The sequence below is a fragment of the Xanthobacteraceae bacterium genome, assembly GCA_019454205.1.
In the GTDB taxonomy this organism is placed as follows: domain Bacteria; phylum Pseudomonadota; class Alphaproteobacteria; order Rhizobiales; family Xanthobacteraceae.
On the sequence record CP075369.1, the window covers coordinates 960652 to 984560 of the forward strand.

The 23909-nt window shown below is 63.0% G+C and carries 21 protein-coding genes; 9 read left to right on the forward strand and 12 right to left on the reverse strand.

Features of this window, described 5'->3' with window-relative positions:
* Window positions 1–11 precede the first annotated feature (11 nt).
* Genes KF794_04720 through lptF form a run of 3 tightly spaced genes read right to left on the reverse strand, consistent with a single transcriptional unit; the run spans window position 12 to window position 4671 of the window.
* Window positions 12–2441 (reverse strand): LPS-assembly protein LptD, encoded by a 2430-nt coding sequence (locus tag KF794_04720; GenBank protein QYK45999.1) that lies wholly within the window; start codon window positions 2439–2441, stop codon window positions 12–14.
* Window positions 2441–3544, reverse strand: coding sequence for an LPS export ABC transporter permease LptG (gene lptG / locus KF794_04725; GenBank protein QYK46000.1), 1104 nt, complete (start codon window positions 3542–3544; stop codon window positions 2441–2443). Before lptG ends, KF794_04720 begins: the two co-directional genes overlap by 1 nt.
* A 5-nt stretch (window positions 3545–3549) precedes the next feature.
* A complete protein-coding gene (gene lptF, locus KF794_04730) occupies window positions 3550–4671 on the reverse strand; it encodes an LPS export ABC transporter permease LptF (GenBank protein QYK46001.1) in 1122 nt (373 codons plus the stop codon).
* Between the two features lie 199 nt (window positions 4672–4870).
* On the opposite strand from lptF, the gene KF794_04735 reads away from it, so the two are divergent.
* A complete protein-coding gene (locus KF794_04735; protein ID QYK46002.1) occupies window positions 4871–6376 on the forward strand; it encodes a leucyl aminopeptidase in 1506 nt (501 codons plus the stop codon).
* 6 nt (window positions 6377–6382) lie between these two features.
* Window positions 6383–6832, forward strand: coding sequence for a DNA polymerase III subunit chi (locus KF794_04740; protein QYK46003.1), 450 nt, complete (start codon window positions 6383–6385; stop codon window positions 6830–6832).
* A gap of 119 nt (window positions 6833–6951) precedes the next feature.
* Here KF794_04740 and KF794_04745 read toward each other — a convergent pair whose 3' ends face one another.
* From KF794_04745 to KF794_04770, 6 genes are all read right to left on the reverse strand, one after another.
* Window positions 6952–8163, reverse strand: a complete 1212-nt coding sequence (locus tag KF794_04745; GenBank protein QYK46004.1) for a YeeE/YedE family protein — start codon at window positions 8161–8163, stop codon at window positions 6952–6954.
* Window positions 8164–8361: 198 nt separating this feature from the next.
* Entirely contained in the window at window positions 8362–9306 is a 945-nt protein-coding gene (locus KF794_04750; GenBank protein ID QYK46005.1) for a sulfurtransferase, read from the reverse strand.
* A gap of 258 nt (window positions 9307–9564) precedes the next feature.
* On the reverse strand, window positions 9565–10140 hold the full coding sequence (locus KF794_04755) for a porin family protein (GenBank protein QYK46006.1): 576 nt from the start codon (window positions 10138–10140) through the stop codon (window positions 9565–9567).
* Window positions 10141–10331: 191 nt separating this feature from the next.
* Window positions 10332–10919 carry a porin family protein gene (locus KF794_04760; protein QYK46007.1) on the reverse strand — a complete coding sequence of 196 codons (588 nt, stop codon included), beginning with the start codon at window positions 10917–10919 and terminating at the stop codon, window positions 10332–10334.
* A gap of 158 nt (window positions 10920–11077) precedes the next feature.
* Entirely contained in the window at window positions 11078–11605 is a 528-nt protein-coding gene (locus tag KF794_04765) for a damage-inducible protein DinB (protein ID QYK46008.1), read from the reverse strand.
* A 25-nt stretch (window positions 11606–11630) separates the two neighbouring features.
* The gene (locus tag KF794_04770; GenBank protein QYK46009.1) at window positions 11631–13097 is read right to left on the reverse strand and encodes a hypothetical protein; all 1467 of its coding nucleotides are present in this window, start codon (window positions 13095–13097) and stop codon (window positions 11631–11633) included.
* Between the two features lie 140 nt (window positions 13098–13237).
* Between KF794_04770 and ndk the strand changes: the two genes are divergently transcribed.
* Together ndk and KF794_04780 are read left to right on the forward strand one after the other, a co-directional pair.
* The gene (gene ndk / locus KF794_04775; GenBank protein QYK46010.1) at window positions 13238–13660 is read left to right on the forward strand and encodes a nucleoside-diphosphate kinase; all 423 of its coding nucleotides are present in this window, start codon (window positions 13238–13240) and stop codon (window positions 13658–13660) included.
* Window positions 13661–13863: 203 nt separating this feature from the next.
* Window positions 13864–14709: a TerC family protein gene (locus tag KF794_04780; protein QYK46594.1), complete on the forward strand. Its 846-nt coding sequence runs from the start codon at window positions 13864–13866 to the stop codon at window positions 14707–14709.
* Here KF794_04780 and KF794_04785 read toward each other — a convergent pair.
* Both KF794_04785 and purM read right to left on the reverse strand, forming a co-directional pair.
* Window positions 14706–15290: a phosphoribosylglycinamide formyltransferase gene (locus KF794_04785; protein ID QYK46011.1), complete on the reverse strand. Its 585-nt coding sequence runs from the start codon at window positions 15288–15290 to the stop codon at window positions 14706–14708. The genes KF794_04780 and KF794_04785 overlap by 4 nt on opposite strands.
* Window positions 15287–16360 carry a phosphoribosylformylglycinamidine cyclo-ligase gene (purM, locus tag KF794_04790; GenBank protein ID QYK46012.1) on the reverse strand — a complete coding sequence of 358 codons (1074 nt, stop codon included), beginning with the start codon at window positions 16358–16360 and terminating at the stop codon, window positions 15287–15289. The genes KF794_04785 and purM overlap by 4 nt, the downstream gene beginning before the upstream one ends.
* A 155-nt stretch (window positions 16361–16515) precedes the next feature.
* Here purM and KF794_04795 point away from each other — a divergent pair, with 155 nt between their 5' ends.
* The 5 genes from KF794_04795 to ppx all read left to right on the forward strand — a co-directional run bounded on the left by KF794_04795 (window position 16516) and on the right by ppx (window position 22655).
* A complete protein-coding gene (locus tag KF794_04795; protein ID QYK46013.1) occupies window positions 16516–17076 on the forward strand; it encodes a CDP-alcohol phosphatidyltransferase family protein in 561 nt (186 codons plus the stop codon).
* Window positions 17073–18158, forward strand: a complete 1086-nt coding sequence (locus tag KF794_04800) for an AI-2E family transporter (GenBank protein ID QYK46014.1) — start codon at window positions 17073–17075, stop codon at window positions 18156–18158. Before KF794_04795 ends, KF794_04800 begins: the two co-directional genes overlap by 4 nt.
* Before the next feature lies 1 nt (window position 18159).
* A complete protein-coding gene (locus tag KF794_04805; GenBank protein ID QYK46015.1) occupies window positions 18160–18831 on the forward strand; it encodes a chromosomal replication initiator DnaA in 672 nt (223 codons plus the stop codon).
* A gap of 100 nt (window positions 18832–18931) precedes the next feature.
* A complete protein-coding gene (locus KF794_04810) occupies window positions 18932–21157 on the forward strand; it encodes an RNA degradosome polyphosphate kinase (protein QYK46016.1) in 2226 nt (741 codons plus the stop codon).
* A gap of 31 nt (window positions 21158–21188) precedes the next feature.
* On the forward strand, window positions 21189–22655 hold the full coding sequence (gene ppx / locus KF794_04815; protein ID QYK46595.1) for an exopolyphosphatase: 1467 nt from the start codon (window positions 21189–21191) through the stop codon (window positions 22653–22655).
* On the opposite strand, the gene rnd is transcribed toward ppx, so the two are convergent.
* Complete coding sequence (gene rnd, locus KF794_04820) at window positions 22652–23812, reverse strand: ribonuclease D (protein ID QYK46017.1); 1161 nt, start codon at window positions 23810–23812, stop codon at window positions 22652–22654. The two genes, ppx and rnd, sit on opposite strands and share 4 nt — an antisense overlap.
* Between the last annotated feature and the right edge of the window lie 97 nt (window positions 23813–23909).

Below are 23909 nucleotides of genomic sequence, written 5' to 3' on the forward strand. Positions count from 1 at the left end.
GGCGGTTCTCCCTAGCGAACGGTTTGGCCCATTGTACGCAGGTTCAGCTTGAAGACGAAACGCTGCACAGGCGTCGAGGTCAACAGATTCGTGTAGTCGACGATGTAGTTGGCGGATAGTGCGATGCACTCGTCGGCGTATTGTACGCCAAGCGAGCCGAAGTCGATCTTGCCGCGGTCGAGGTCGTAACGGACCGCGCCGGTGAGCGTCCAGTAATCGTGGACCTTGTAGCTGGCGGTCTGGAACAGCGCCTCGCGGCGGTCGATGTAGCCGATCAAAGGCTGCGCGTCGTAATAGGCGTAGATCGTGGACAGTTGCAGGCGATCCCAGGTCGAGCGCGTCTCGAATTCGAAGCGGCGAAGCGCCAGGTCATCCTTGTCGAAGCGGTAGCGCGTGATGAACGAGAACCGGCCGGTCGGCTGGAAATATACGCGCGCAACGTAGTCCGACATCTTGTCTTCGAGGCCTGATTGCAGCGTCGAGCCGATCTGCTGCGTGCCGTCGGTGAAGCCGGTCTGGGCGAAGGAGTTGTCGCCCGTGAACTGATAGGACTGGCCGAACAGCACGTTGACCATGCCGAAGCGGTGCACGTTCGCGGTGTATTGCACGCCGTAGTTGACGCGCGAGCCGCCTTCGACGCGATCCCAGCCCGAATACTTGTCGATCGCAAACAGCGTGCTGTCGTCGAACACGAGGCTCTGCGCGTCTTCGTTCGGGAAGCGGCCGATCAGGCGCTCGCTGGGACGGAAGATCGTCTGCACGATCGGCTCCAGCGTCTGCGTGCCCCACGAATGGACCGAGATGAACGGCCAGCGCGTCTCGAAGCCGACCGTGGGCATGGCGCGGATCAGTTCGTCGCTGCCGGTCTGCAGGTAGTTGATGACGCCCGCGTCGTTCGAGACGTTCACCGAGGCGACGTCGGTGCGCAGCCGCACGAACGGCGTCACCATGATGCCCGGCGTGGTGATGACGGTTTTGCGCCAGTCTAGTTGCGCCGACATGCGGGTATATTCGCCGGGGATGCCGCGGATGAAGCAGTTGGCGGGCACCGCCGCCGAGACCAGACACTTGTTCGGATCCTGCGGGTCGGCAACACCGGCGCCGAGCGCGCGCAGCGCCGCGAAGTCGGCTTCCTGCCGCGTCAGGCTGGTGACGTTGATCTTGTAGGAGAGTTCGCCGCCGAGGATCGGGTTCTTGAAGTAGTACGAATAGTCGAGCACCGGCAGCACCAGCGGCAACTGGTCGTTGCGGTCGACTTCCGACAGGCCGCGGAAATGCATCCCGCGCAAGTCGAAGTAGGAGCGGTCGCCCTGGCCGGTCAGCCAGATTTCCGAGGTACGTTCGATGCGGCCGGTCGGCACGACGTTGTAGTCGCGCTGGAAGCTGCGGTCGCTGGAGATCATGCCGTCGAAGCCCCAGACCCAACGGCTGTTGATGTTGAACTCGCCGCTGATGTCGATGGAGCCGCGGAAGTCGCGCTGGCCGGAGAGGCCGGCGAATTCGTTGGGCTTCAACTGGTCGATGGCCGCGGCGCGGATCATGTACGCGCCGTTCTCCAGCCGGTGGCGGAATTCGCCTTTCACCAGCGGTCCCTGCAACGTGTACGGCGTGACCGACAGCGTCGAATCCATGTTCGGCGCGATCGACCAGAAGTACGGGATTTCCACGCCGACGCCGAGACGGCTGGTCGAGCGGAACGTCGGCTGCAGGAAGCCCGACTGACGCTTCACGGTCGGGTCGGGGTGATAGAAGAACGGCAGGTAGACCAGCGGATAGCCGAACACCTCGATGGTGGCGTTCTCGTAGTAAACTTTGCGCTCGCCTTCGTTATGGATGATGCGCGCGGCCTTCACTTGCCACAGCGGCGGCTTCTGGGGATCGTTCTTGCAGGGTTCGCAGGCGGTGTAGATGCCGCGCTGGTAGACCGTGAGCGTGCCGTCGGTGCGGTCGGCGCGGGTCGCCGCGAAGCGCGTACGGTTCGGCGTTTCCACCAGCAGCGAATTGACGAAGCCTTCCTTGAAGTCCTGCGTCAGTTCGAGCGACTGGCTGTGCACGATGTTGCCGTCGGTCGTCTTGTAGCGGACGTTGCCCTCGGCAAAGACGCGGTTGCTGTTGCGGTCGTAGCTGACGCGGTCCGCTTCCAGCGTGTTGCCGTCGTAATAGATCTGGACCTGACCGACCGCGTGAACCTTGTTCGAGCGGTTGTCGTAGATCATCTCGTTGGCGGTCACCAACATCCGCGCGTTTGGATTGCGCTTCTTGCGGTTGTCGAGCTTGGTGGAGAGCGTCGGGTCGGTGGTGCGCGAGCGCGGCAGCGATTGCGCGAACGCGTCCGCCGCGAAGATCGCGGCCAGCAACGCACAAGCGATCGCCAGCCCAAGGCGGTTGACCCGCCGGGCAGGACGCAAAGCTCCGGAACTGACGGCGCTACGCGATACCATCAACCGTCTTCCTGGTTCAGGAGAACCGAACAACCGATCAGCGCCGCGCAAACGATAGGCAGCCAGCCTGCAACCACTGGATGCAGGAAGCCGCCTTCGCCGAGCTGTTCGCTGAGCTGCACCGCAACGTAAAGCAAAAACCCTGCTAAAACGCCACCCGTAACCATCTTTCCGACCCCGCCGAGACGGAAAATTCGCAGGCTCACGGCGGCCGCGATGATGACCATGGTCGCGAGCAATAACGGCCGCGCCAGCAGCACCTGGTACTGGATCCGGTAGTTGGCGGCGGTCAGCCCGGCGGCCTGTACCAGTTCGATGGCGAGCGGCAGTTCCCAGAAAGAAATCGAGGCCGCGTTGGCGAAACTGCCCCGGACCTGATTCGCGGTCAGACTCGTCGGCAGGTTGTGGGTCTTGAGGAACTGGGGGCTTTTGGTGGGCGAGTAGATCGAGACCTCGGTCAGCCGCCAGAAGCCGTCTTCCAGCTCGGCGGTCTTGGCCTCGATCCGCTCGGCGAATTCGCCCGACGGGTCGAAGGTGAAGATCCGCAATCCCGTGAGCGAGCGGCCCTGCCGGGTGCCGGCCTGTGCGTTGATGATCGCTTCCGCGCCGTCCGGGGTGCGCTGGCGCAGCCAGATGTTCGAGCGCGTGGTCGCGCGCGGCACGTTGCCGGATCGCGCGGTGACCAGTGTCGCCTCGATGTTGTCGGCGTGTTCTTTCAGCGTCGCGGACAGCGGGTTGTAGACCGTAGTCGCGAGGATGCCGATGAAGAACGCGATTGCGACTGCGCTGCCGATGAATTGCCACGCCGACATGCCCGACGCGCGCGCGATCACGAATTCGAGCCGCCGCGACAGCGCGAGGAAAGCCGACATCGCGCCGACCAGCACCGCGAACGGCAACATCTGTTCGGAGAAGGCGGGCAGGCGCAGCAGCACGAGGTAGGCGATCTGCAACACGGAGGAGTCCGGGCGGTCGCCGACGCGGCGCGTGAGTTCGAAGAAGTCGACCACCGCGATCAGCAGCATGCAGGTCGTGAACGCCACCAGCACCGCCATCAGGAAGCGGCGGCCGAAATAGCGACCCAACAAACCGAACGCGACCATGACCGTTATGCCGTTTGCAGACGTTCGATGCGCCGGTTGATCGCGTCGGCGATGCGCTGGACCCATGCCGGCACTTCGAGCCGGATGAAGCCCGCGATCCACAGCAAGCCGAATACGATGCCGGTCAGCGGAATGACGTAGGGGACGAGGGTGAGCAGCGCGCTGCGGCCCACGAAACCGGACGTGCCGAAGCCAATGATTTCGACGACGCCGAATGCGATGCCCGCGCCCGCGATGGAGACGCCACGGCTCTGGCGCGTGGTGCGCGCTTCGCCGAGGAACGCGAAGGCGATGATGAAGGCCGCGAGCGGATAGAGCGGCGAGGAGAGCCGTTTGTGCAGTTCGGACGTGAAGCGATACGGGTCCTGTTTGTAGACCGGGTCTTCCGGGTCGGGCCAGATCAGTTCGTCGAGCGGCCGGTCGGTCGCGCGGTACTGCACCGTCTGCGCCGCGGTGAATTGCGACATGTCGAAGGCGTAGCGCTGGAACTTCACGAAGTTCGGCGCGCGCTTCTCGCCCTGGATGCGATGGAGGATGCCCTGATCGAGGATCAGGAACAGGCCGTTGCCGTTCTCCGCGGGCGCGATGCGGCCGCGTTCGGCGATGTAGACCGCTTCGTTGGCGGGATCGCGCAGGTCGTGGACGAAGATTCCGATCAGGGTGTTGTTCGCGCCGCGCTCGCGGATGTGGAAGGTGAGGCCTTCGAGCGCGTTGAAGCGCCCCGGCACCGCGACGTTGGCGACGATGTCGGCGTTCACCTTCGCGATCTGCTCGCGCAGCGTACGCAGCGACAACGGACCGAAATGCGCGCTCACCAGCACCGAGAGCAGCGCGACCAGCGCGGTCAGCATGAACAGCGGGCGGAAGATGCGCCAGCCGCTGACGCCGGACGCGGACATCACCACGAGTTCGGAATCGGCGTTGAGTTTGTTCAGCGTGTAGACGACCGCGATGAACAGTGCGATCGGCGCGATCACCAGCATCAGCATCGGCAGCGCGAGCAGCGTGACCTTGAACACGATCAGGAGCGTCTGCCCCTGCGAAGCGAGCAGGTCGAAACGGCGCAGCACCTGCGTCAGCCAGACCATGGTGGTCAGGCTGAACAGCACCGCGAGAAATGCGATCAAAGCGGTTCGGAAAAGATACCGGTCGATCCGCCCCATACAGCCGTTACACAGCGAGCCGATTCTTCCCCGGAATCGGCCCGTCCCCCTCGATATTTGACCGCCCGGAAACTGGCCTGAAAATGAGGCCTGAAGGCGGCGCTCGCCGCGGGCAAAATCATCGGTTAATAGTGGAACATCAATCCCTTAATGGACCCCTGCCATGGCTGATTCCGTGAAAATTTCCCTCTCCGATCTGAAGGCTCCGGCCAAGGGGATTCTGGTCGTCCTGACCGGCGACGACCTGGCGCTCGGAAGTGCCGCCAAAACCGCCCTGAAACCGGCCGGAAACCTGCTGGAACGGGTCGCAAAAGCCGAAAAATTCAAGGGCGGCTACGGCAAGGTGCTGGAACTGATCGCCCCGGCCGGGCTCGGCTATGACCGCCTGCTGGTTGTAGGGGCGGGCAAGGCCGGGGAACTCGGACCGGAAAAGTGGCTCAAGCTGGGGGGCACCGTTCTGGGACGGCTCCCCGCCGGGAAGGCTGCGACCGTGCTGGTGCAGCTTTCCGGTAACAAGGTAGGGGCGGAAAACGCCGCCCAGTTCGCCCTTGGCTGCAAGCTCCGGGCCTACAAGTTCGACCGCTACAAGACGAAAAAGAAGGCGGCCGACGAGGGCGACGACAAATCCTCCGGTGGCGCCGCCATCACGATCGGCGTCGAGGATCTGGCCGCGACGAAGAAGGCTTGGAGCGCGGCGGAAGGCATCGGCAATGGCGTCCTGCTCGCGCGCGAACTCGTCAACGAACCGCCGAACGTGCTGTTCCCGATGGAGTTTGCGCGCCGCGCCTCCGAGTTGAAGAAGCTCGGCGTCGGCGTCGAGGTGCTCGACGAGCCGATGCTCCGCAAGATCGGCATGAACGCGCTGCTTGCAGTCGGGCAGGGTTCGGACCGCGACAGCCGCGTCGTCATCATGCGCTGGAACGGCGGCAAGAAGGGCGAACAGCCGGTCGCGATCATCGGCAAGGGCGTGTGCTTCGACACCGGCGGCATCTCGATCAAGCCCGCGGCGGGCATGGAAGACATGAAGGGCGACATGGCGGGCGCGGCCTGCGTCACCGGCCTCATGCACGCGCTTGCTTCACGCAAGGCCAAGGCCAACGTGATCGGCGTCATCGGTATCGTCGAGAACATGCCGGATGGAAAATCCTATCGTCCCGGCGACATCCTGAAATCCTATTCGGGCCAGACCATCGAGGTCATCAACACCGATGCCGAAGGCCGTCTCGTTTTGTGCGACGTGCTCGCGTACACCAACGAGCGCTTCAAGCCGAAGCTGATGATCGACCTTGCGACGCTGACCGGCGCAATCCTGATCGCGTTTGGACAGGAGCACGCGGGACTGTTCTCGAACGACGACAAGCTTGCGGGCCGCCTGATCGACGCGGGCCGCGAGACCGGCGAGACGCTGTGGCGGATGCCGCTCGGCCCCGCTTACGACAAGATGATCGACTCGAAATTCGCGGACATGAAAAACACCGGCGGCCGTTTCGCCGGTTCGACCACCGCCGCGCAGTTCTTGCAGCGCTATGTCGGCAAGACGCCGTGGGCGCATCTCGACATCGCCGGCACCGGCATGGCGGCGAACGCGAACGAGATCAGCACGTCATGGGGTCCGGGCTGGGGCGTGCGCCTGCTCAATCAATTCATCGCGGATCATTACGAGAAATAGGATCGCGTGACCGACGTCTATTTCTATCACCTGCAAAACCAGCCGCTTGAGCGCGTGCTGCCGCAACTCTTGGAGAAATGTCTTGAGCGCGGCTGGCGCTGCGTGGTGCAGGCGGAGACGGACGAGCGCGTGCAGGCGCTCGACCAGCATCTGTGGACGTGGCGCGAGGAGTCGTTCCTGCCGCACGGCACCGACAAGGACTTGAACGCGGTCGAGCAGCCGGTGCTGCTCACGACATCGGATGCAAATGCAAACGCGGCGAACGTGCGCTTCTTCGTCGAGGGCGCGAACAACAACGATCTCGCCGGATACGAGCGCGCGATTCATCTGTTCGACGGCAACGATCCCGATGCGGTCGATGCCGCGCGCGAGAACTGGAAGTCAGCGCAAGCCGCCGGTCACGCGGTGACGTACTGGCAGCAGGACGAAGCGGGCCGCTGGCAGCAGAAGGCGTAGGATTCGCACCTCATCCTTCGAGACGCCGCGCTTCGCGCGGCTCCTCAGGATGAGGTTTTGATTATCTCTCCATCATGGTGAGGAGCGGTGCGTAGCACCGCGTCTCGAACCATGAGCAACTAGGCTCTCGCCTTCCTGCGCGCGGCCTTCTTCGGCGGCGCCTGCACGGCGCGCCGCAGCCACAACCCGGCAACAATCCCGCCGAAGCAGAAAACCAAGAAAATCCAGCCACTTAGCGCACCCGCGTGGATGCCGGACAGGAGCACGCCAACGGTGCAACCGAGCGCGACCATCGCGCCCCATCCCATCATCACGCCGCCAACAACGCCGCGCGCCGCCTCGTCGAGCGTCGGCAGGCGCGGCGTGAATTGTCCGGCCGTGAGCGCGCTAGCGAAACTCGCCGCGACGATGCCGAGCACGAACATTCCGTTCGGCGAGAGCAGCGCGGTCTTTACCGCGGTCATGCAGCCGCGAAATGAATCGAGGCCATGCAGCGTCTCCGGCAACAAACCGATTTTTTCCGTCGCGGTGCGCGCGAGCGAGCCGAGTTCGGCGGTGACACCAAGCGGCGCGACACGCAGGTAAGCGACCGCGGAAATGAGTCCCACCAGCAGGCCGCCGATCCATGCCGGCCAGCGCGCGACGAACACCGCGCATAGCACGCTGCCCACGCCGTAATTCTCTTTCGCCTGCGCAGGCACAACTAATTTTCCGCGCGTGAGCAGATAAAGGGCGAGGGCGAGCAGCAGCGCGATCGTCAACGCGATCGTGCCTGCATAGCCGAGCCAGTGCGGCAGCCAGATCGCAGGCGCGTTGTAGAGCGTGGCGAGATAGAGCGTATTCCAGCTCAGGAAGCCGAGACCAAACCCAATCACCGCGCCGAGCAGCGCGAACGGAGAGGTCGGCGAGCCTTCTCCCAGTCTGTAGATGTGCGCCGAAATGCACGAACCTGAAATAGACATGCCGGTGCCGAATACGAACGCGCCTAGCGCCAGCACCCAGCTTACCGGTCCGACGTGCGCGGTCGGCGGCAGCCGTTCGGGCGAGGGCACCGGCACCCACATGCCGAACACGACCAGATAGCCGACTGCGCCGACGCCGAGCGCAAGCAGGATGGAAAGCAGTCCGCGCGGATCGCGGTCTTCGAGGAAGTCCCGCGCGTGGCAGAAGAAACAAAAGCGCGAGCGTTGCAGCACGAAACCGAATGCAGCGCCGAGCGCGAGCGAGAGGCTCAAGTTTCGCGTTTCCGGCGCCGCAAGTTGCCAGACGAAAAACAAAACGGCGCCGCCGATCAGGAGCGACACGATACGCGGGAGAGTCAGAATCTGCATTTGCGATTTATACCAGAATGGAAAAAGGACGCGGATGCTTTCGCGTCCGCGCCCAGTGTTGCGCTCTCGGGAGGAACAACCGGAACGCGCTTGCCGTTAAATGTAATCTTGCAATCTAACCTTGGCCTCGCCCTTTGCGGTTGAACCTTCGTTCGAATGCTGCGAACCGCAGACACCGCGAAGGGCGAGGCAATCCGGTTATTTTCCCTGCCAGACCAGGCCGGTGTTGTTCTGCACCGGCACGCCGACGGCGTTGCCGTATTCGGTCCACGAGCCGTCGTAATTCTTGACGTTCTGGTAGCCGAGGATCTTGGCCAGCGCGAACCAGGTGTGGCTGGAACGCTCGCCGATGCGGCAATAGGTAATGATCGGATTGGTGCCGTCGATGCCGGCGTCCGCATAGACCTTCTTGAGCTGTTCGGCGGGGAGGAAGGTGCCGTCCGCCGCAACCGCCTTGCCCCACGGTACGTTCTTCGCGCCGGGGATATGGCCCGCGCGCACGGACAGTTCCTTGATGCCTTCCGGCGCGATGATCTTGCCGTTGTATTCGTCCGGCGAGCGGATATCGACCAGCACGGTCTTGTTCTGGCCGTTCGAGTTCACGACGGCGAGCACGTCGGCGAGCTTGGCGCGAAGCTGCGGCTTGCCGGCGGGCAGAACGAAGTTCGACTTCGCGAAAGTCTTCACACTGGTGTCGAGCGGCAGGCCCTTGGCTTCCCAGAGCTTGCGGCCGCCATCGAGCAGCTTCACCTGCGCGCCGATGCCGTGAACTTCGTAGACCCATGCGCCCCATGCGGCGAACCAGTTGTTGTTGTCGCCGTAGAGAACGATGGTGGTGTCCTTGTCGACGCCGGCCGCCTGCAACTGCGCCTGCAGGTTCTTCGCGCTGACGATGTCGCGCTTCACGGTGTCCACGAGGTCGTGGTGCCAGCGGATGTTCACTGCACCGGGGATATGGCCGCGCTCGTAAACGCCGGTATCGACGCTGACTTCGAACACACGGATTTTCGGATTGTCGAGATTCTTCACCAGCCAGTCGGCGGTGACGAGAGGGCCGGCCGGGACAGCGTTCTGCTGCGCGGCGGCGGGAAGTACCAGCGAGGCGGCGAGGGCCAGACCGGCAAATAGGCGGAGGGGGGACATCGGTAGCTCTCCTGAAATGTATCCGGCCTGGTTGATGGCGCCGGATCGGATGGCGGAGATTTCACAAGATAAAATGGGTTGTCAAGTATTATACATTTCACATGTGGATTATGGGATAGATATACGATTTTCTATGTGGAATTACGGAGAGGCTTCTACCGGGCTGTCGCCTTACGTTCGTCTTACCGCCGAAACGCAAAAAGCCCCGGCCTTCTGGCCGGGGCTTTTCCGCGCAGACCGCGCGAGCGATGAAGCCGCTTAGTACGTCGAGAAGCGATAGTTCACGCCAACCTTGACGGTCTGGATGTCGAGATCGCTGAACGTCGCGTAGAGGTATTCGGCTTTGGCCGACCAGTTGCGCGTCAGCGCCCATTCCATGCCAAGACCGAACGCCCAGCCCAGATCGCTGTCGTGCACGCCCGCGACGCCGAAGCGCGCATAGGCGAGACCGCCGGTCGCATAGAGCATGGTCGAGTCGAACGTGTAGCCGAGACGCGCCCGCAGGGTGCCCATGTAATCGACATGGCTGTGCACGCCGGCGACGCTGTCGTTCATGTCGGTGAAGGTGATGTCGCCTTCGAGGCCGAACACCCAGTTGCGCGACATTTGCCAGTTATAGCCGAGCTGTACGCCGCCAACGATGCCGGCCGGCTCGAGAACGAAATCGGTGCTGGATAAGCCATAGCCGACGTTGCCGCCGACATAGAAGCCGGTCCAGTTGAAGACCGCCGGCGGCGGTGCGTAGTACGGCTTGATCGGCATGTCGGCGGCGTTCGCCGGAGCGCCGAAGGTAAGCGCGGCGAGCGTGGCCGCAGCCAGTGCTAGTTTTTTCAAGTGAGTTACCCCTCAGGTAGATCCGGACGATTCCGGAAGCCCGCGAGGAAGCTAGGTTTTCATGGTTAATGCGGCGTTATTTACCGGTTAAGCGCGGGTTAACGCGGCGCTGTCGCGCTGAGGGTGTGTCGCGCGCGCAACAAAAAACCCCGGCCACGAGGGCCGGGGTTTTGCAATTCGAAGTGCTCCGATCAGAAGCGGTAGTTCAGACCGAACTTGATCGTGCTGAAATCTACCGAGATCGGTGCGACGAACAGCGGAAGCACTTCTTCGCCGAGATCGACATAGAGGTACTCGACCTTCGCCGACCAGTTGCGTGCGATGGCCCATTCGATGCCGACGCCCGCGGTCCAGCCCAGATGGTCGCTGTTCGCGTTGGTGGAGCCGTAAGCGATACCGCCCGTCACATAAAACAATGCGCGGTTGCTTGCATAGCCGAGGCGCAGACGGGTGGTGCCGAACCAGTCGACGTTGAATGCGCCGACGCCGATGTCGCTGCCTGAGAGATCCGTCTCGATACCCCAAACCCAGTTGGGCGAGACATGCCAGTTGTAGCCGAGTTGCCCGCCGTAGAAGACGCCGTCGATGTCGACGTTGACGGTGCCATCGGAAGCCGAACCGCTGCCGTAGCCGATATGGGCGCCGATGTAGAAGCCCTGCCAGCTGAATGCCGGCTCGGCTTTGTAATACGGTCCCTTGATCGGAGTATCCGCTGCATTCGCGGGAGCGGTGAACGTGAGCGCGGCAACAACCGCGCCGAGGATCGCAAATTTCTTCATGAATGACCCCTTTGGCCGATGAATCGGCCCCAGCCTTATAGGTACAGGTTAGTACCGTTGAGACGCGGTCCGCCAGCGGGCGGAAACAAAAGCGCGATCAATTCTGCTGCTCGAAACAAGGAATTCGTTTGTGCGATGCGGCGAAGATCGGGGTTTAGCTATCTGCTCGTCACGCCGCCGCTACCGGTTTCGCGCTGATAGAGGATGAGATCGAGCGACGGCGCGAAGTCGCGTCCGCGCAGGCCGGTGAGGATGGCGTGGACCTGTCCGCGATGATGCGTCTGATGATTGAAGACGTGGTCGAGCGCGGGTGAAAGCGGCTGCGTCACTGTCTTCGGATTGACGATGGTCCGGTAGCTGAAATCCGCCGCGAGCGCATTCTCGCTGAGCGTGCCGACGAAAGCAGAGATGCGCGCGTCCTCGCGGTCGCGCGCCGCGCGCAGGCTTACGCAATCTTCGAAAAGGATCGCGTCCAGCCGCGAAGGTGCATCGCCCTGACCGGTGAAGCGCTGCATCCAGATGCGATCCGCGACGAGGATGTGGTTGAGCGTGCCGTGCACCGATTTGAAGAATGCTCCGCGGTCGGCGCGATATTCTTCCGTGGTCAGCTTTTCCGCGGCGGCATAGATGCGCTCGTTGGCCCAGGCATTATAACCGGCGAGCATGATGTAGCGGGCGAGGTTCATTGCAAGTCTCGCTGATAAACAAGTCTCACAGATAAAAACGCACGGCGATTTCGCGCATTGCAATCACCACGGCGATCAAGACCAGCGGTCCGAAGCGCAACAGCACGGGTATCTCGGTGCGCATCACGACCCGCGCGACAATGACCGGCGTAGCAATCAGCGCGCACAGCATCGTCCAGTATATGTAGCGATACTCGTGCGCGATACCGATAACGAACAGCGCGAGCGCATAGAGCGTGCCCGACGACACCAGCGCGAAGGTCACATGCCGCGTTACCCGCTCGCGGATGCCGGTCGAAGCCCACATGAACGCGATGCACACCAGCAGATAGATGTAGGGCGGGCCGAGCGGCGACAGGCTCCAGTTCACCGCCATCCATTCGATCGCGTTGTAGACCGGGTTCGGTGTGAAGGTGACGTCCTTCTGGTTGTTCGACTGCCATCCGGTTTTCACCGGCTCCTCGCAGCTTTTGCAGAGGAACTGGAAGAAGCGGTTGGCGTGGGCGAGGCGATGCGTGAGGTAGGCGCGCGGCTCCGCGAGGATCGCGTCCACCCAGAGCCTTCCGAGTTCGCTGCCGAATTTCGGTTTCAGGTTTTCGTAAACTTCCGGGCAACCGCCCTTGAGATCGGGGTCCCAGCCGTAGGTGTCCCAGTGGCGTGGCGTGTAGCAGCCGCGGCCGCTTTCGGGGCGGTCTTTGAAGTTGCGGTTCTTCTCCACGAAGTCCGGGCCGAAGAAGCCCTTGTATTGATCGCGGCCGGAGAAATAGGTGATGCCGCCGAGGTCGAATACCTGCAACGGCGAAATCGGCTTGATGTCTTTCACGCCGAAGATCTTGGTGTCGGCGATCAGATGGCCGGGGATAAAGAGCAGCGACAGCATGCCGGCGATGATGGTGCGCTTGATGAAGCCCATCGCGCGCCAGCGCGGGCTGACGGCGGAAATCGCGAGATCGATCAGCGGCGGCATGCCGAAGACGGCGTTGGCGCGGAAGAACCCGCCCATCAGGATAAAGAGCCACATGAACGCACCCGCGATGCGCGTGCGTTTGAAATATCCGCGCAGCAACAACGCCGCGATGCCGGCTGCGAGCAGCATCGAAACTGCCATCGCGATGTCTTTGACGAGCTGCGCATTGTAGTTCAGCGCCATCGGGAAGAAGGCAGCAAGGAAAACGAAGTAAGGCAGCGTGCGGCTTTCCTCGTCGCGGTAGCCGAGCGCGATCAGCACGAAGGCGCTCCAGTAGCCCGCGAGAAAAAGCGCAAGCATCGGCTGCGGTCCGGTCCAGACCGCCTGCAACGGAATCCACATCACGCCGAGCAGCGGTGGCTGCCAGTTGTCCCATGCGCCAGTGCGGACCTGGTTCACATAGGCCCAGGCGTCGTGGTGATAGAGGCCCGGATAGAAGGCGTAGAAATTGACGAGCGCCGCGAGCGTCGCTGCGGCGAGCAAACGCCGCTGAAGCTGAAGCGGCGGGAGGGCGCTGGCATTCATGGATGGCTTGGCGTCTTGGCCGGTGAGGGGAACGCTTTCTTGCCAGCCAGTTGTGGCGAAGAAAAGCCTGCCTTGAAGGCGCGGGCCTGCGCCGCTATAGACCGCGCCGAAATCATCTCCCGAACCAGCAGGAATAGAACATGGCGGTCGAGCGCACCTTTTCGATCATCAAACCGGACGCGACCAAGCGCAATCTGACCGGCGCGATCAACAAGACCATCGAGGCCGCGGGCCTTCGCATCGTCGGACAGAAGCGCATCAAGATGAGCCAGGCGCAGGCCGAAGGCTTCTACGGCGTTCATAAGGAGCGCCCCTTCTTCGGCAGCCTCGTCGCGTTCATGACGTCGGGTCCGGTTGTCGTGCAGGTGCTGCAGGGCGACAACGCAGTCGCGAAGTACCGCGAAGTGATGGGCGCGACCGATCCCGCCAAGGCGGCACCGGGAACCATTCGCAAGGAATTTGCGGAATCCATCGAAGCCAATTCGGTGCACGGTTCCGACAGCCCGGAAAACGCGAAAATCGAGATCGAATTTTTCTTTAAGCCGGAAGAAATCGTCGATTAAGACGCCCGGCTCCGGCGTTTGCCGGGGTCATCATGTCGCTTTTTGCGCTGCAATCGTCCGGTTTTGCTTGGCAGGGCCGGACGATTTCACTATGCCCGTTACACAGAAAATATACACCCGTAATTCTACAGGCGCAGATCAGATGCCTGTGCTGGCGGGTCCGGTGGAAACGGAGCAAGCGCGTGGATTTCATTTTTAATGACATGATGCAGGGCGCGTTCTGGGTCGCTGCCCTGAAGATCATCGGCGTCAATATCGTGCTGTCCGGTGACAACGCCGTCGTCATCGCGCTGGCTTGCCGCAACCTGCCGCCGAAAGAGCGCTTCTGGGGCATGATCCTCGGCGCAGGCGTGGCGGTTCTGCTTCGCATCATTTTCACGGTCTTCGTCGCGCAGGCGATGCAGTATCCGTACATCGCGCTGATCGGCGGCGTGTTGCTGCTCTGGGTCGCGATCAAACTAATCGTTCCGGACGAGGAAGGCGACGACAAGATCGAGGCCGCCTCGAACCTTTGGAAAGCGGTTCGCATCGTCGCCATCGCCGATATCGTGATGAGCCTCGACAACGTGATCGCGATTGCGGGCACCGCGAAGCTCGCCGCGCAGGCGGTCGATCCGGCGCACGCGGGCGCGATCGAAGCGACGCTCATCATCTTCGGCCTCGCCACTTCGATCCCGCTGATCGTCGCGGGCAGTGCGCTCCTGATGGCGCTGCTCGACCGCTATCCCGTGCTGGTCTGGGCTGGCGCCGCACTGCTCGGTTGGGTCGCTGGCGACATCATCGTGAAAGACGCTGCGCTCGCGAGCTTCCTGCCGACAGCGCTGCATCACGGCATTCAGCACTTCACGCTGCCGTTCGGAATTCCGTTCCTCGGCATCAAGGAAGCGTACATCAACTTCGCCGCTCTATTCGGTGCGCTGTTCGTGCTCGGCGTGGGTTGGTTCATCCGCAAGCGCCGTCACAAACCGGTATTCGAAGAACCGTTGCTGACCGGTGCGGGTCAGGTCGGCCATCCGCCGGCTGCGCAAAAGGTGAAGGCGAAGGGCTAAATCTTCGCCTTGCCTTCAACGACCAATCGGAGCGCTTCCGGATAAATCCGATGTTCTTCCGCGAGCACGCGGGCGGCGAGGCTGTCCTCGGTATCGTCCGCGAGCACCGGCACTTCCGCCTGTAAAATGATCGGGCCGGAATCCAGTTCCGGCTCGACGAAATGCACGGTGCAGCCGTGAATCTTCTCGCCCGCTTCGAGTGCGCGCTTGTGCGTGTGCAACCCTTTGAACTTCGGCAACAGCGACGGATGAATATTGATCATCCGCCCGCGCCATTTTTCGACGAAGCGTGGCGATAGCAGCCGCATAAAACCCGCAAGCGCGATGATCTCGGCGTTCGCGCGTTCCAGCGCGGCGTTCATCGCATTGTCGAAGATCTCGCGGGATGGGAAGGATTTGTGCTCGATGACTTCCGTCGCAATCCCGCGCTCGCGCGCGAAGGCGAGGCCTCCTGCGTCGGCGATGTTCGAGAGCACGAGGACGATTTCCGCAGGGTAGTCCGGTTTCGCAGCCGCTTCGATCAGCGCGCGCATGTTCGAGCCGCGGCCGGAAATCAGGATCGCGACGCGTTTGCGTTTCATGCCGTCAGGTCGAGCTTGCCGTCGAACCTAGTGACCGGCTCGCCGTCATGCGCTGCGATGGTGCCGATGCGGACCGGTTGCTCGCCCTGCTTGCGCAGTGCGGCTTCGACGTCGTTCGCTTTCGCGGGGTCCACGGCGAGAATAAGCCCGATGCCGCAGTTGAAGGTGCGCAGCATTTCGAGTTCGGAAACGCCGCCTTCCTTCGCCAGCCATTTGAAGACGGGCGGTACCGGAATCTTTGCAAGATCGACCTGCGCCGCGGTGTTGTCCGGCAGTACGCGCGGAATGTTATCCACGAAGCCGCCGCCGGTGATATGCGCGAGCGCCTTGATGCCCGGTGTCGCGCGGATCGCGGCCAGCACCTGCTTCACGTAGATGCGCGTTGGCGTGAGCAGCGCTTCGCCGAGCGTGCGCGCGCCGTCGAACGGCGCTTTCGCGTCGAGCTTCACGCCGCTGCGCTCCACGATCCTGCGCACCAGCGAGAATCCGTTGGAGTGGACGCCCGACGAGGGCAGGCCGAGCAGGATGTCTCCGGCCTTCACGTCCGGACGCGGCAGCAAATCCTCGCGCTCCACCGCGCCGACCGCGAAACCGGCGAGGTCGTAGTCGCCGCCGGAATAAAGACCCGGCATCTCCGCGGTCTCGCCGCCGATCAGCGCGCAGCCCGCTTCCTCGCAACCCTTCGCGATGCCCTTCACCACCCTGGCTGCGTGCTGCGGATCGAGCTTGCCGGTGGCGAAGTAGTCGAGGAAGAACAGAGGCTCCGCGCCTTGCACGACGAGGTCGTTCACGCACATGGCGACGAGATCGATGCCGATGGTCTCGTGACGGTTCGCGTCGATGGCGAGCTTGACCTTGGTGCCGACGCCGTCGTTGCTCGCGACCAGCAAGGGGTCGCGCATGCCGAGCGCTTTCAGGTCGAACACGCCGCCGAAGCCGCCGATCTCCGCGTCCGCGCCGGGTCGGCGCGTGGCGCGCACGAACGGCTTGATCAGATCGACCAGCCGGTTACCTGCGTCGATGTCGACGCCCGCGTCGCGGTAGCTGAGACTATTCTTGCCGCTGGTCATGGCCGGATTTTCGCCTTTCCGGGCATGTGAATAGCGCGCGGAACGCCTGCTTTTCTAGCGGTATTCCGCCGCTGCACCCCGGAATTTGCTCGATCCGGTTGGCGAGAGGGGGCATTTGACGGTAGCCAAGGCGGCAGAAACGGGGTCAGGCGGAAGTGCTCCATAGTTTGCCCAACTTCATCACGGTCGGACGGATCGTGCTGGTGCCGGTGGTGGTTTGGTCCATCGCGTCCGGCAACATGCTGCTGGCATTCTGGCTGTTCGTGGCCGCCGGGGCATCCGATGCCGTGGACGGGTTCCTTGCCAAGCGTCTGAATGCGCAGAGCGAGTTCGGCGCCTATCTCGACCCGCTCGCCGACAAGGCGCTCCTGATGTCGATCTATGTCACGCTTGGGATCGAAGGATTGCTGCCGCGCTGGGTTGTGATCGCGGTGGTCTCGCGCGACATTATGATCATGGGCGCAGTCATTTTGACCTGGGTGATGAACAAGCCGATCGCGATCCAGCCTTTGATCGTATCGAAGCTGAACACCACCGCGCAGATCGCGCTGGCGGCGCTGGTGCTCGCCTCGACCGGCTTCAAGTTCGATGCGGGCGGCGCGATGCGGGTCGCGCTGCTGCTGGTCGGCGGACTGACCACGATCTCCGCCGCCGCTTACCTCATCGCCTGGATGCGCCACATGGCCTCCGACATGCCGGAGCGCAGCCGCAAATGACGCTGCAACGGCAGTTCACGTTCTGGCTCACGGCGTTCGTGCTGTTCGTGCTGACGCTATGGGCGTTGCGCGAAGTCTTGCTGCCGTTTGTCGCCGGCATGGTGCTCGCCTATTTCCTGAATCCGGTCGCGGACCGGTTGGAGCGTCTCGGCATAAGCCGGCTGGTTGCTTCGCTGATCATGGTTGCGCTGGTGCTGCTGTGCTGCGTCGTGCTCGGACTTCTGTTCCTGCCGATCCTCGGCGCGCAGATCTCCGCATTCGTGCAGGGCCTGCCGCGCGCGGTGACGCGCCTGCAGGAATTGCTGACGGAAGAAAACCGCGAGTGGCTGTCGAAAATCGTCGGCGACCGCATGCCGGACCTGAACAAGTCGATCAGCGACATCGTCACCGAAGGCGCGAAGTGGATCGTCACCTTCCTCGCATCGATCTGGGCGGGCGGGCAGGCGCTGTTCTCCATCGTCGCGCTGATCGTGATCGCGCCGGTGATCGCGTTCTACATTCTCTATGACTGGCACAAGATGATCGCGAAGGTGGATAGCTGGGTGCCGATCCGCAGCCGCGAAACCGTGCGCGAGCTGGCGCGCGAGATGGACCGCGCGATTGCGGGTTTCGTGCGCGGGCAGGCAGGTGTCGGCCTTGTACTCGGCGCGCTCTACGCACTGGCGCTGACGTTGGCGGGCCTGAACTTCGGTTTCCTGATCGGCATGATCTCCGGAATCATCAGCTTCATTCCATATGTGGGTTCGCTCACCGGATTGCTGCTCGCATTGATCGTCGCGGTCGCGCAGTTCTGGCCGGACTGGCACTGGATTTTGCTGATCGTGGTGATCTTCTTTGCGGGCCAGTTCATCGAAGGTTACATCCTGCAACCGAAGCTGGTCGGCGAGAGCGTCGGCCTGCATCCCGTGTGGCTGATGTTCTCGCTGGTTGCGTTCGGTTATCTGTTCGGCTTCGTCGGGTTGCTGCTCGCGGTGCCGATGGCGGCGGCGGTCGGCGTGCTCGCGCGTTTCGCGCTCCGTCAATACATGGCAAGCTCGCTCTATACCGGCGAGACGCCACGCCGCCGCGCAAAGGATCAATGACATGCGCGGTGCAGCGGCGCGGCAGCTTCCGCTCGACCTCCCGCACGAGGTCAGCTTTCGCCGCGATGATTTTCTGGAAAGTCCCGCGAACGCCGAAGCGCTGGCGCTGGTCGAGCGCTGGCCGGAATGGCCGACGCATGGTGCGGTGATTGTCGGTCCGCACGGTTCGGGGAAAAGCCATCTCGCGTCGATCTGGGCCGAGCGCGCGGGCGCGCGCGTGCTGCCGCTGCGGATGCTGAGCAGGGCGGAGGCTGCGGCCGCGCTTTCCACCGGCGCGGCGGTGCTCGAAAATCTCGTGCCCGGCGAATATGACGAGGCGGCGTTGTTTCACCTCCTCAACATGGCGCGCGAGGACGCGGCGCATGTGCTGATTACGTCGGAGCACTCGCCCGATCATGGCGCCGCGGCGCTGCCAGATCTCGCCTCACGGCTGCGCGCGTTGCCGAAGGCAATTTTGTCCGCGCCCGATGACGAACTGATCGCTGCCGTGCTGGTGAAGTTGTTCGCGGACCGCCAGATCGCAATCGAGCCGGATGTCATCGCGTATTTACTGCCGCGGATGGAGCGCTCGCTCGGCTCCGCGCGCGAACTGGTGGCGCGGGTGGACGCGGCGGCGCTCGCCGCGGGGAAGCCTGCAACAAGGGCTTTCGTTTCGGCCTTGTTGCGCCAATAGCCCATCAACCATCTGGAATGGTTGCATAATTTACGGTCATATAAATTTCGTCAATTCGGACTATGCTTTAGCCAAGCGCTGGAAGTGCGCCGAGGCGTAGATGAATCTCGAAATCAAACCGCTGACCGACCTCCCCGTAACGGAGGCGAGCACCCCCGCCGTGTCCGCGGAGGCGGCGGAGCTGCGCGCGAAGCCTGAGCGCTTCATCAACCGCGAAATTTCGTGGCTGCGCTTCAATCGCCGCGTGCTGGAAGAAGCCGAGAACGAAAAACATCCGCTACTGGAACGGCTGCGGTTTCTCTCGATCTCGGCGGCGAACCTCGACGAGTTTTACATGGTGCGCGTCGCCGGCCTGCGCGGCCAGGTGCGCGAAGGCGTGATGACGCAAAGCCCCGACGGCCTTACGCCTGCGGAGCAATTGATCGAAGTCGTGGCCGAGACCGCGAAGCTCGCGAGCGAACAGCAGGGGCAGTGGCGCAACCTGCGCAGCCTGCTCGCGAAGGAAGGTATCGTCATCACCGACGCTGCCGATCTCAGCAAAACCGAACTCGCTTCGCTGGAAGAATATTTCCTGCGCGAAGTATTTCCGGTGTTGACGCCGCTCTCGGTCGATCCATCGCATCCGTTTCCGTTCATTCCGAACCTCGGCTTCTCGCTCGCCTTGCAGCTTTCGCGCGTCAGCGACCAGCGCGGCATGAACGCGCTGATCCGCGTCCCGGCGCAGATCGAGCGCTTCATCCGGCTGGCGGAAGGCGACAACAAGGAAATGCGCTTCATCGCGCTCGAAGCGGTGATCGGCTTGTTCATCGCCAAGCTGTTTCCCGGCTATGTCGTGCGCGGGCAGGGTGCGTTCCGCATCATTCGCGACAGCGATATCGAGGTCGAGGAAGAGGCCGAAGACTTGGTGCGCTTCTTCGAGACCGCGCTGAAGCGCCGCCGCCGCGGCTCGGTGATCCGTCTCGAAATCGAAGCCGGCATGGCGCCAGAATTGCGCGCCTTCGTCGCGAACGCGCTGCATGTGCTCGAATACGAAACCTTCGTCGCCGAAGGTACGCTGGCGTTGAACGAGCTTTCGCAACTCGTTTCCATCGAGCGGCGCGATCTCAAGTTCAAGACCTACAATCCGCGCTTCCCCGAACGCATCCGCGATTCCGGCGGCGATTGCTTTGCTGCGATCCGCCAGAAGGACCTGATCGTCCACCACCCGTATGAGTCGTTCGACGTGGTAGTGCAGTTCCTGATGCAGGCCGCGCGCGACCCGAACGTCATCGCGATCAAGCAGACGCTCTACCGCACCTCGTCCGACAGCCCCATCGTGAAGGCGCTGGCCGAAGCCGCGGAGGCCGGCAAGTCCGTGACCGCGCTGGTCGAACTGAAGGCTCGCTTCGACGAGGAAGCCAACATCCGTTGGGCGCGCGACCTTGAGCGCGCGGGCGTGCAGGTTGTGTTCGGCTTCATCGAACTGAAAACCCACGCCAAGATGTCGATGGTGGTGCGGCGCGAGGGCAAGTCGGTCACAACCTACTGCCATCTCGGCACCGGCAACTATCATCCGGTGACGGCGCGCATTTATACCGATCTTTCCTTCTTCACTTCGGATCAGGCGATCGCGCGCGACGTCTCGCGCGTCTTCAATTTTATCACCGGCTATGCCGAGCCGCAGAATCTCGAAGCAATGGCGGTTTCGCCGATCAGCCTCAAGCAGCGCATCCTCGATCATATCCAGCAGGAAATGGCGCATGCGCGCGCGGGCAAGCCCGCCGCGATCTGGCTCAAGATGAATTCGCTGGTCGATCCGGTGGTGATCGACGCGCTTTACGATGCGAGCAGGGCGGGCGTTGAGATCGATCTTGTCGTGCGCGGCATCTGTTGCCTGCGTCCGGGCGTGCCGGGATTGTCGGAGAACATCCGCGTCAAATCCATCGTCGGCCGTTTCCTCGAACACAGCCGCATTTTCTGTTTCGGCATGGGCCATGGCCTGCCGCACCGGAAAGCCGCAGTGTACATTGCGTCCGCCGATCTGATGCCGCGCAATCTCGACCGTCGAGTCGAAACGCTGGTGCCGATTCTCAATCCGACCGTGCACCAGCAGGTGCTCGATCAGATCATGGTCGCTAACCTCAAGGATAACGAGCAAAGCTGGCGGGTCTTGCCCGACGGTAGCTCAGCCCGCATATTGCCCGCGGCCGGTGAGGAACCGTTCAACGCTCACCAATATTTCATGACGAATCCGAGCCTCTCGGGACGTGGCAAATCTCTCAAAGACTCTTCTCCGCGTAGTCTCGTCCGTAAAGCGGAACGGGCAAGGCAGTCAGCAGCAGAGTGACGCGCGCGGCCGCTTGCCTGCCAGCGAACCGATCGCGGTATTCGACATCGGCTCCAACTCGGTGCGCCTCGTCGTCTACGAGAGCCTGAGCCGCAATCTCACGCCGCTGTTCAACGAGAAAGCGCTGTGCGGCCTCGGCCGCGAAGTTGCGAGCACGGGCAGGCTCGCACCCGACGCGGTGGAGAAAGCGCTCGAAGCGCTCAAGCGCTACCGCGCACTTTGCGACGTCATGCACGTATCCGAATCCATCGCGATTGCGACCGCCGCGGTGCGCGACGCAATCGACGGCGCGGAGTTCCTCGCGAGGGCGAAGGAAATCTGCCGCTGCGATATCGAACTGCTCTCGGGCCAGCGCGAGGCGATGCTCGCGGCCTATGGCGTGCTCTCCGGCGCAAGCGGCGCCGACGGACTGGTCGGCGACCTCGGCGGCGGCTCGCTCGAACTGATCGAGGTGAAGGGCCACCAGACCGGGGAGGGCATCACGCTGCCCCTCGGTTCGCTGTCGCTGGCGGATGCTTCCGCGCGCTCGCTGAAAGCGGCGGAGAAGATCGTCCGCGATCGCTTGAAGGAAGTACCGCTCCTGAAATCGCTCGCGGGGCGGCGCTTCTATGCGGTCGGCGGCACATGGCGCGCCATCGCGCGGCTGCACATGTGGCAGACCGGCTATCCGCTCCACGTCATGCACGGCTATTCGATCCCCGCGAAAGAGGCGATGGAATTTTCCAGCCTCCTGCATCGCGTCGATCCGGAAACGCTCTCGCGGATCGAAGTGATCGCCGAGGCGCGGCGTCCTTTGCTCGCTTACGGCTCGCTGGTGTTGGAGCAGATCGTCCGCATCGGCAAGCCGAAGGAAATCGTCATCTCCGCGCTCGGCGTGCGCGAGGGGCTTTTGTTCGAGCGTCTTTCGGAAGAGGAGCGCGTCTCCGATCCGTTGCTCGCGGCAGCACGCGAGATGAACGTGCTGCGCTCGCGCTCGCCGGAGCACGGCGAGGAGTTGCTGGCGTGGACCGACGCCTTCATGGACTCCACCGGCATCGACGAAACGCCGGAGGAAATGCGGCTGCGCCATGCCGCCTGCCTGCTGGCGGACATCGGCTGGCGCGCGCACCCCGATTACCGCGGCGAGCAGAGCGTCAACATCATTTCCAACGCGGCCTTCACCGGCGTCGACCATCCGGGGCGCGCATTCCTCGCGATCTCGATTTTCTACCGCCACACCGGCCTGAACGACGAGGAGCTTTCGCCGCGCATCCGCGAACTGGCGAGCACGCGCCTGATCGACCGCGCGCGCATCCTCGGCGCGGTGCTGCGCGTCGCCTATCTCGCGAGCGCGTCGATGCCGGGCGTGTTGCCGCGTGCGCCGCTGAAAGTGGAGAAGGGCGTGTTGAAACTGAAACTGCCGGACGAGCTCGCCGCGCTTGCCGGTGGCCGCCTGAATAACCGTGTGCGCCAGTTGGGCCGCGTCATCGGCCGGCAGTACGTGATCGAGGCAGGCTAGCTTTCGGACTGGTTCGCCTTCGCGACCACGCGGCCTTTTTCGATGGCCAGCGAAAGTTGCCCGTGCTTCAGCAGGAGCGCTTTCTCGCCGAACATATCGCGCCGCCAGCCGCTCAGCGCCGCCACATCGGCGTTGTCGTCGGTCGCAATCGCTTCGAGGTCTTCAGCGTTGGCGATCACGCGCGCAGCGACGCCATTTTGCTCGGACGTCATGCGCAGCAACACACGGAGCAATTCGACCGTCGCCGATGCGCCGTTGCTCAGCGGACGGTGCCGCTCGAATTTCGGCAACGTAACCGGGTCGCGCGCAAGTCCCGCTGCGACCGCTTGCAGGATGCCTTCACCCGCACGCGAACGCTCGAAACCTTTGGGCAACGAGCGGAGCGTGGCCAGCGTTTCCGCAGTCTTTGGCTGCTGCATGGCGATCTCGCCGATCACTTCGTCCTTCAGGATGCGACCGCGCGGCACGTCGCGCGACTGCGCCTCGCGTTCGCGCCAGGCTGCGACTTCCATCAGCACCGCGATTTCCTTCGGCTTGCGCACGCGTGCCTTCAGGCGCACCCACGCATTCTCCGGGTGCTGCTCGTAGGTGGAAGGCGAGGTGAGGATCTTCATCTCGTCCTGCACCCACGAGGTGCGGTTCTTCTTTTCCAGTTCGGCGTTGAGGTTGAGATAGACCTCGCGCAGGTGCGTCACGTCGGAAACGGCGTAGGTCATCTGCTGCGGCGTCAGCGGCCGTCGCGCCCAGTCGGTGAAGCGCGACGACTTGTCGATCTGCCCGCCGGTGATGCGCTGCACGAGCTGGTCGTAGGAAATGGAGTCGCCGTATCCCAGCACCATCGCCGCAACCTGCGTGTCGAACACCGGATGTGGGATGATCTTGGCGCGATGCCAGACGATTTCGATGTCCTGCCGCGCCGCGTGGAAGACCTTCACGATCTTCTCGTCGTTCATCAGCGTGAAGAAGGGGGCGAGGTCGATGCCGGCAGCCAGCGCGTCGATGACCACCGCCTCGTCGGGCGAGGCCATCTGCACGATGCACAGCTTCGGCCAGAACGTCGTCTCGCGCAGGAACTCGGTGTCGACGGTAACGAAAGGATGTTTCGAAAGTCGCTCGCAGGCGGCGGTTAATTCGCCGGTCGTCGTAATCAGATTCATGTAAAAAGCACTAGCGAAGCGGGCAACGCGCGTAAACCGCGAGCCTTGTCGCAAGCCTCCCCGGTGAGAATAGCCGTGCGGCTTTCCCCCGTGTGGG

Coding starts and splice junctions, on each gene's coding strand:
- KF794_04720 (QYK45999.1), bottom strand. CDS start 2,441: ATGGTATCGCGTAGCGCCGTCAGTTCCGGAGCTTTGCGTCCTGCCCGG.
- lptG (QYK46000.1), bottom strand. CDS start 3,544: ATGGTCGCGTTCGGTTTGTTGGGTCGCTATTTCGGCCGCCGCTTCCTG.
- KF794_04735 (QYK46002.1), top strand. CDS start 4,871: ATGGCTGATTCCGTGAAAATTTCCCTCTCCGATCTGAAGGCTCCGGCC.
- KF794_04745 (QYK46004.1), bottom strand. CDS start 8,163: ATGCAGATTCTGACTCTCCCGCGTATCGTGTCGCTCCTGATCGGCGGC.
- KF794_04750 (QYK46005.1), bottom strand. CDS start 9,306: ATGTCCCCCCTCCGCCTATTTGCCGGTCTGGCCCTCGCCGCCTCGCTG.
- KF794_04760 (QYK46007.1), bottom strand. CDS start 10,919: ATGAAGAAATTTGCGATCCTCGGCGCGGTTGTTGCCGCGCTCACGTTC.
- KF794_04765 (QYK46008.1), bottom strand. CDS start 11,605: ATGAACCTCGCCCGCTACATCATGCTCGCCGGTTATAATGCCTGGGCC.
- KF794_04770 (QYK46009.1), bottom strand. CDS start 13,097: ATGAATGCCAGCGCCCTCCCGCCGCTTCAGCTTCAGCGGCGTTTGCTC.
- ndk (QYK46010.1), top strand. CDS start 13,238: ATGGCGGTCGAGCGCACCTTTTCGATCATCAAACCGGACGCGACCAAG.
- KF794_04780 (QYK46594.1), top strand. CDS start 13,864: ATGATGCAGGGCGCGTTCTGGGTCGCTGCCCTGAAGATCATCGGCGTC.
- KF794_04785 (QYK46011.1), bottom strand. CDS start 15,290: ATGAAACGCAAACGCGTCGCGATCCTGATTTCCGGCCGCGGCTCGAAC.
- purM (QYK46012.1), bottom strand. CDS start 16,360: ATGACCAGCGGCAAGAATAGTCTCAGCTACCGCGACGCGGGCGTCGAC.
- KF794_04800 (QYK46014.1), top strand. CDS start 17,073: ATGACGCTGCAACGGCAGTTCACGTTCTGGCTCACGGCGTTCGTGCTG.
- KF794_04805 (QYK46015.1), top strand. CDS start 18,160: ATGCGCGGTGCAGCGGCGCGGCAGCTTCCGCTCGACCTCCCGCACGAG.
- KF794_04810 (QYK46016.1), top strand. CDS start 18,932: ATGAATCTCGAAATCAAACCGCTGACCGACCTCCCCGTAACGGAGGCG.
- rnd (QYK46017.1), bottom strand. CDS start 23,812: ATGAATCTGATTACGACGACCGGCGAATTAACCGCCGCCTGCGAGCGA.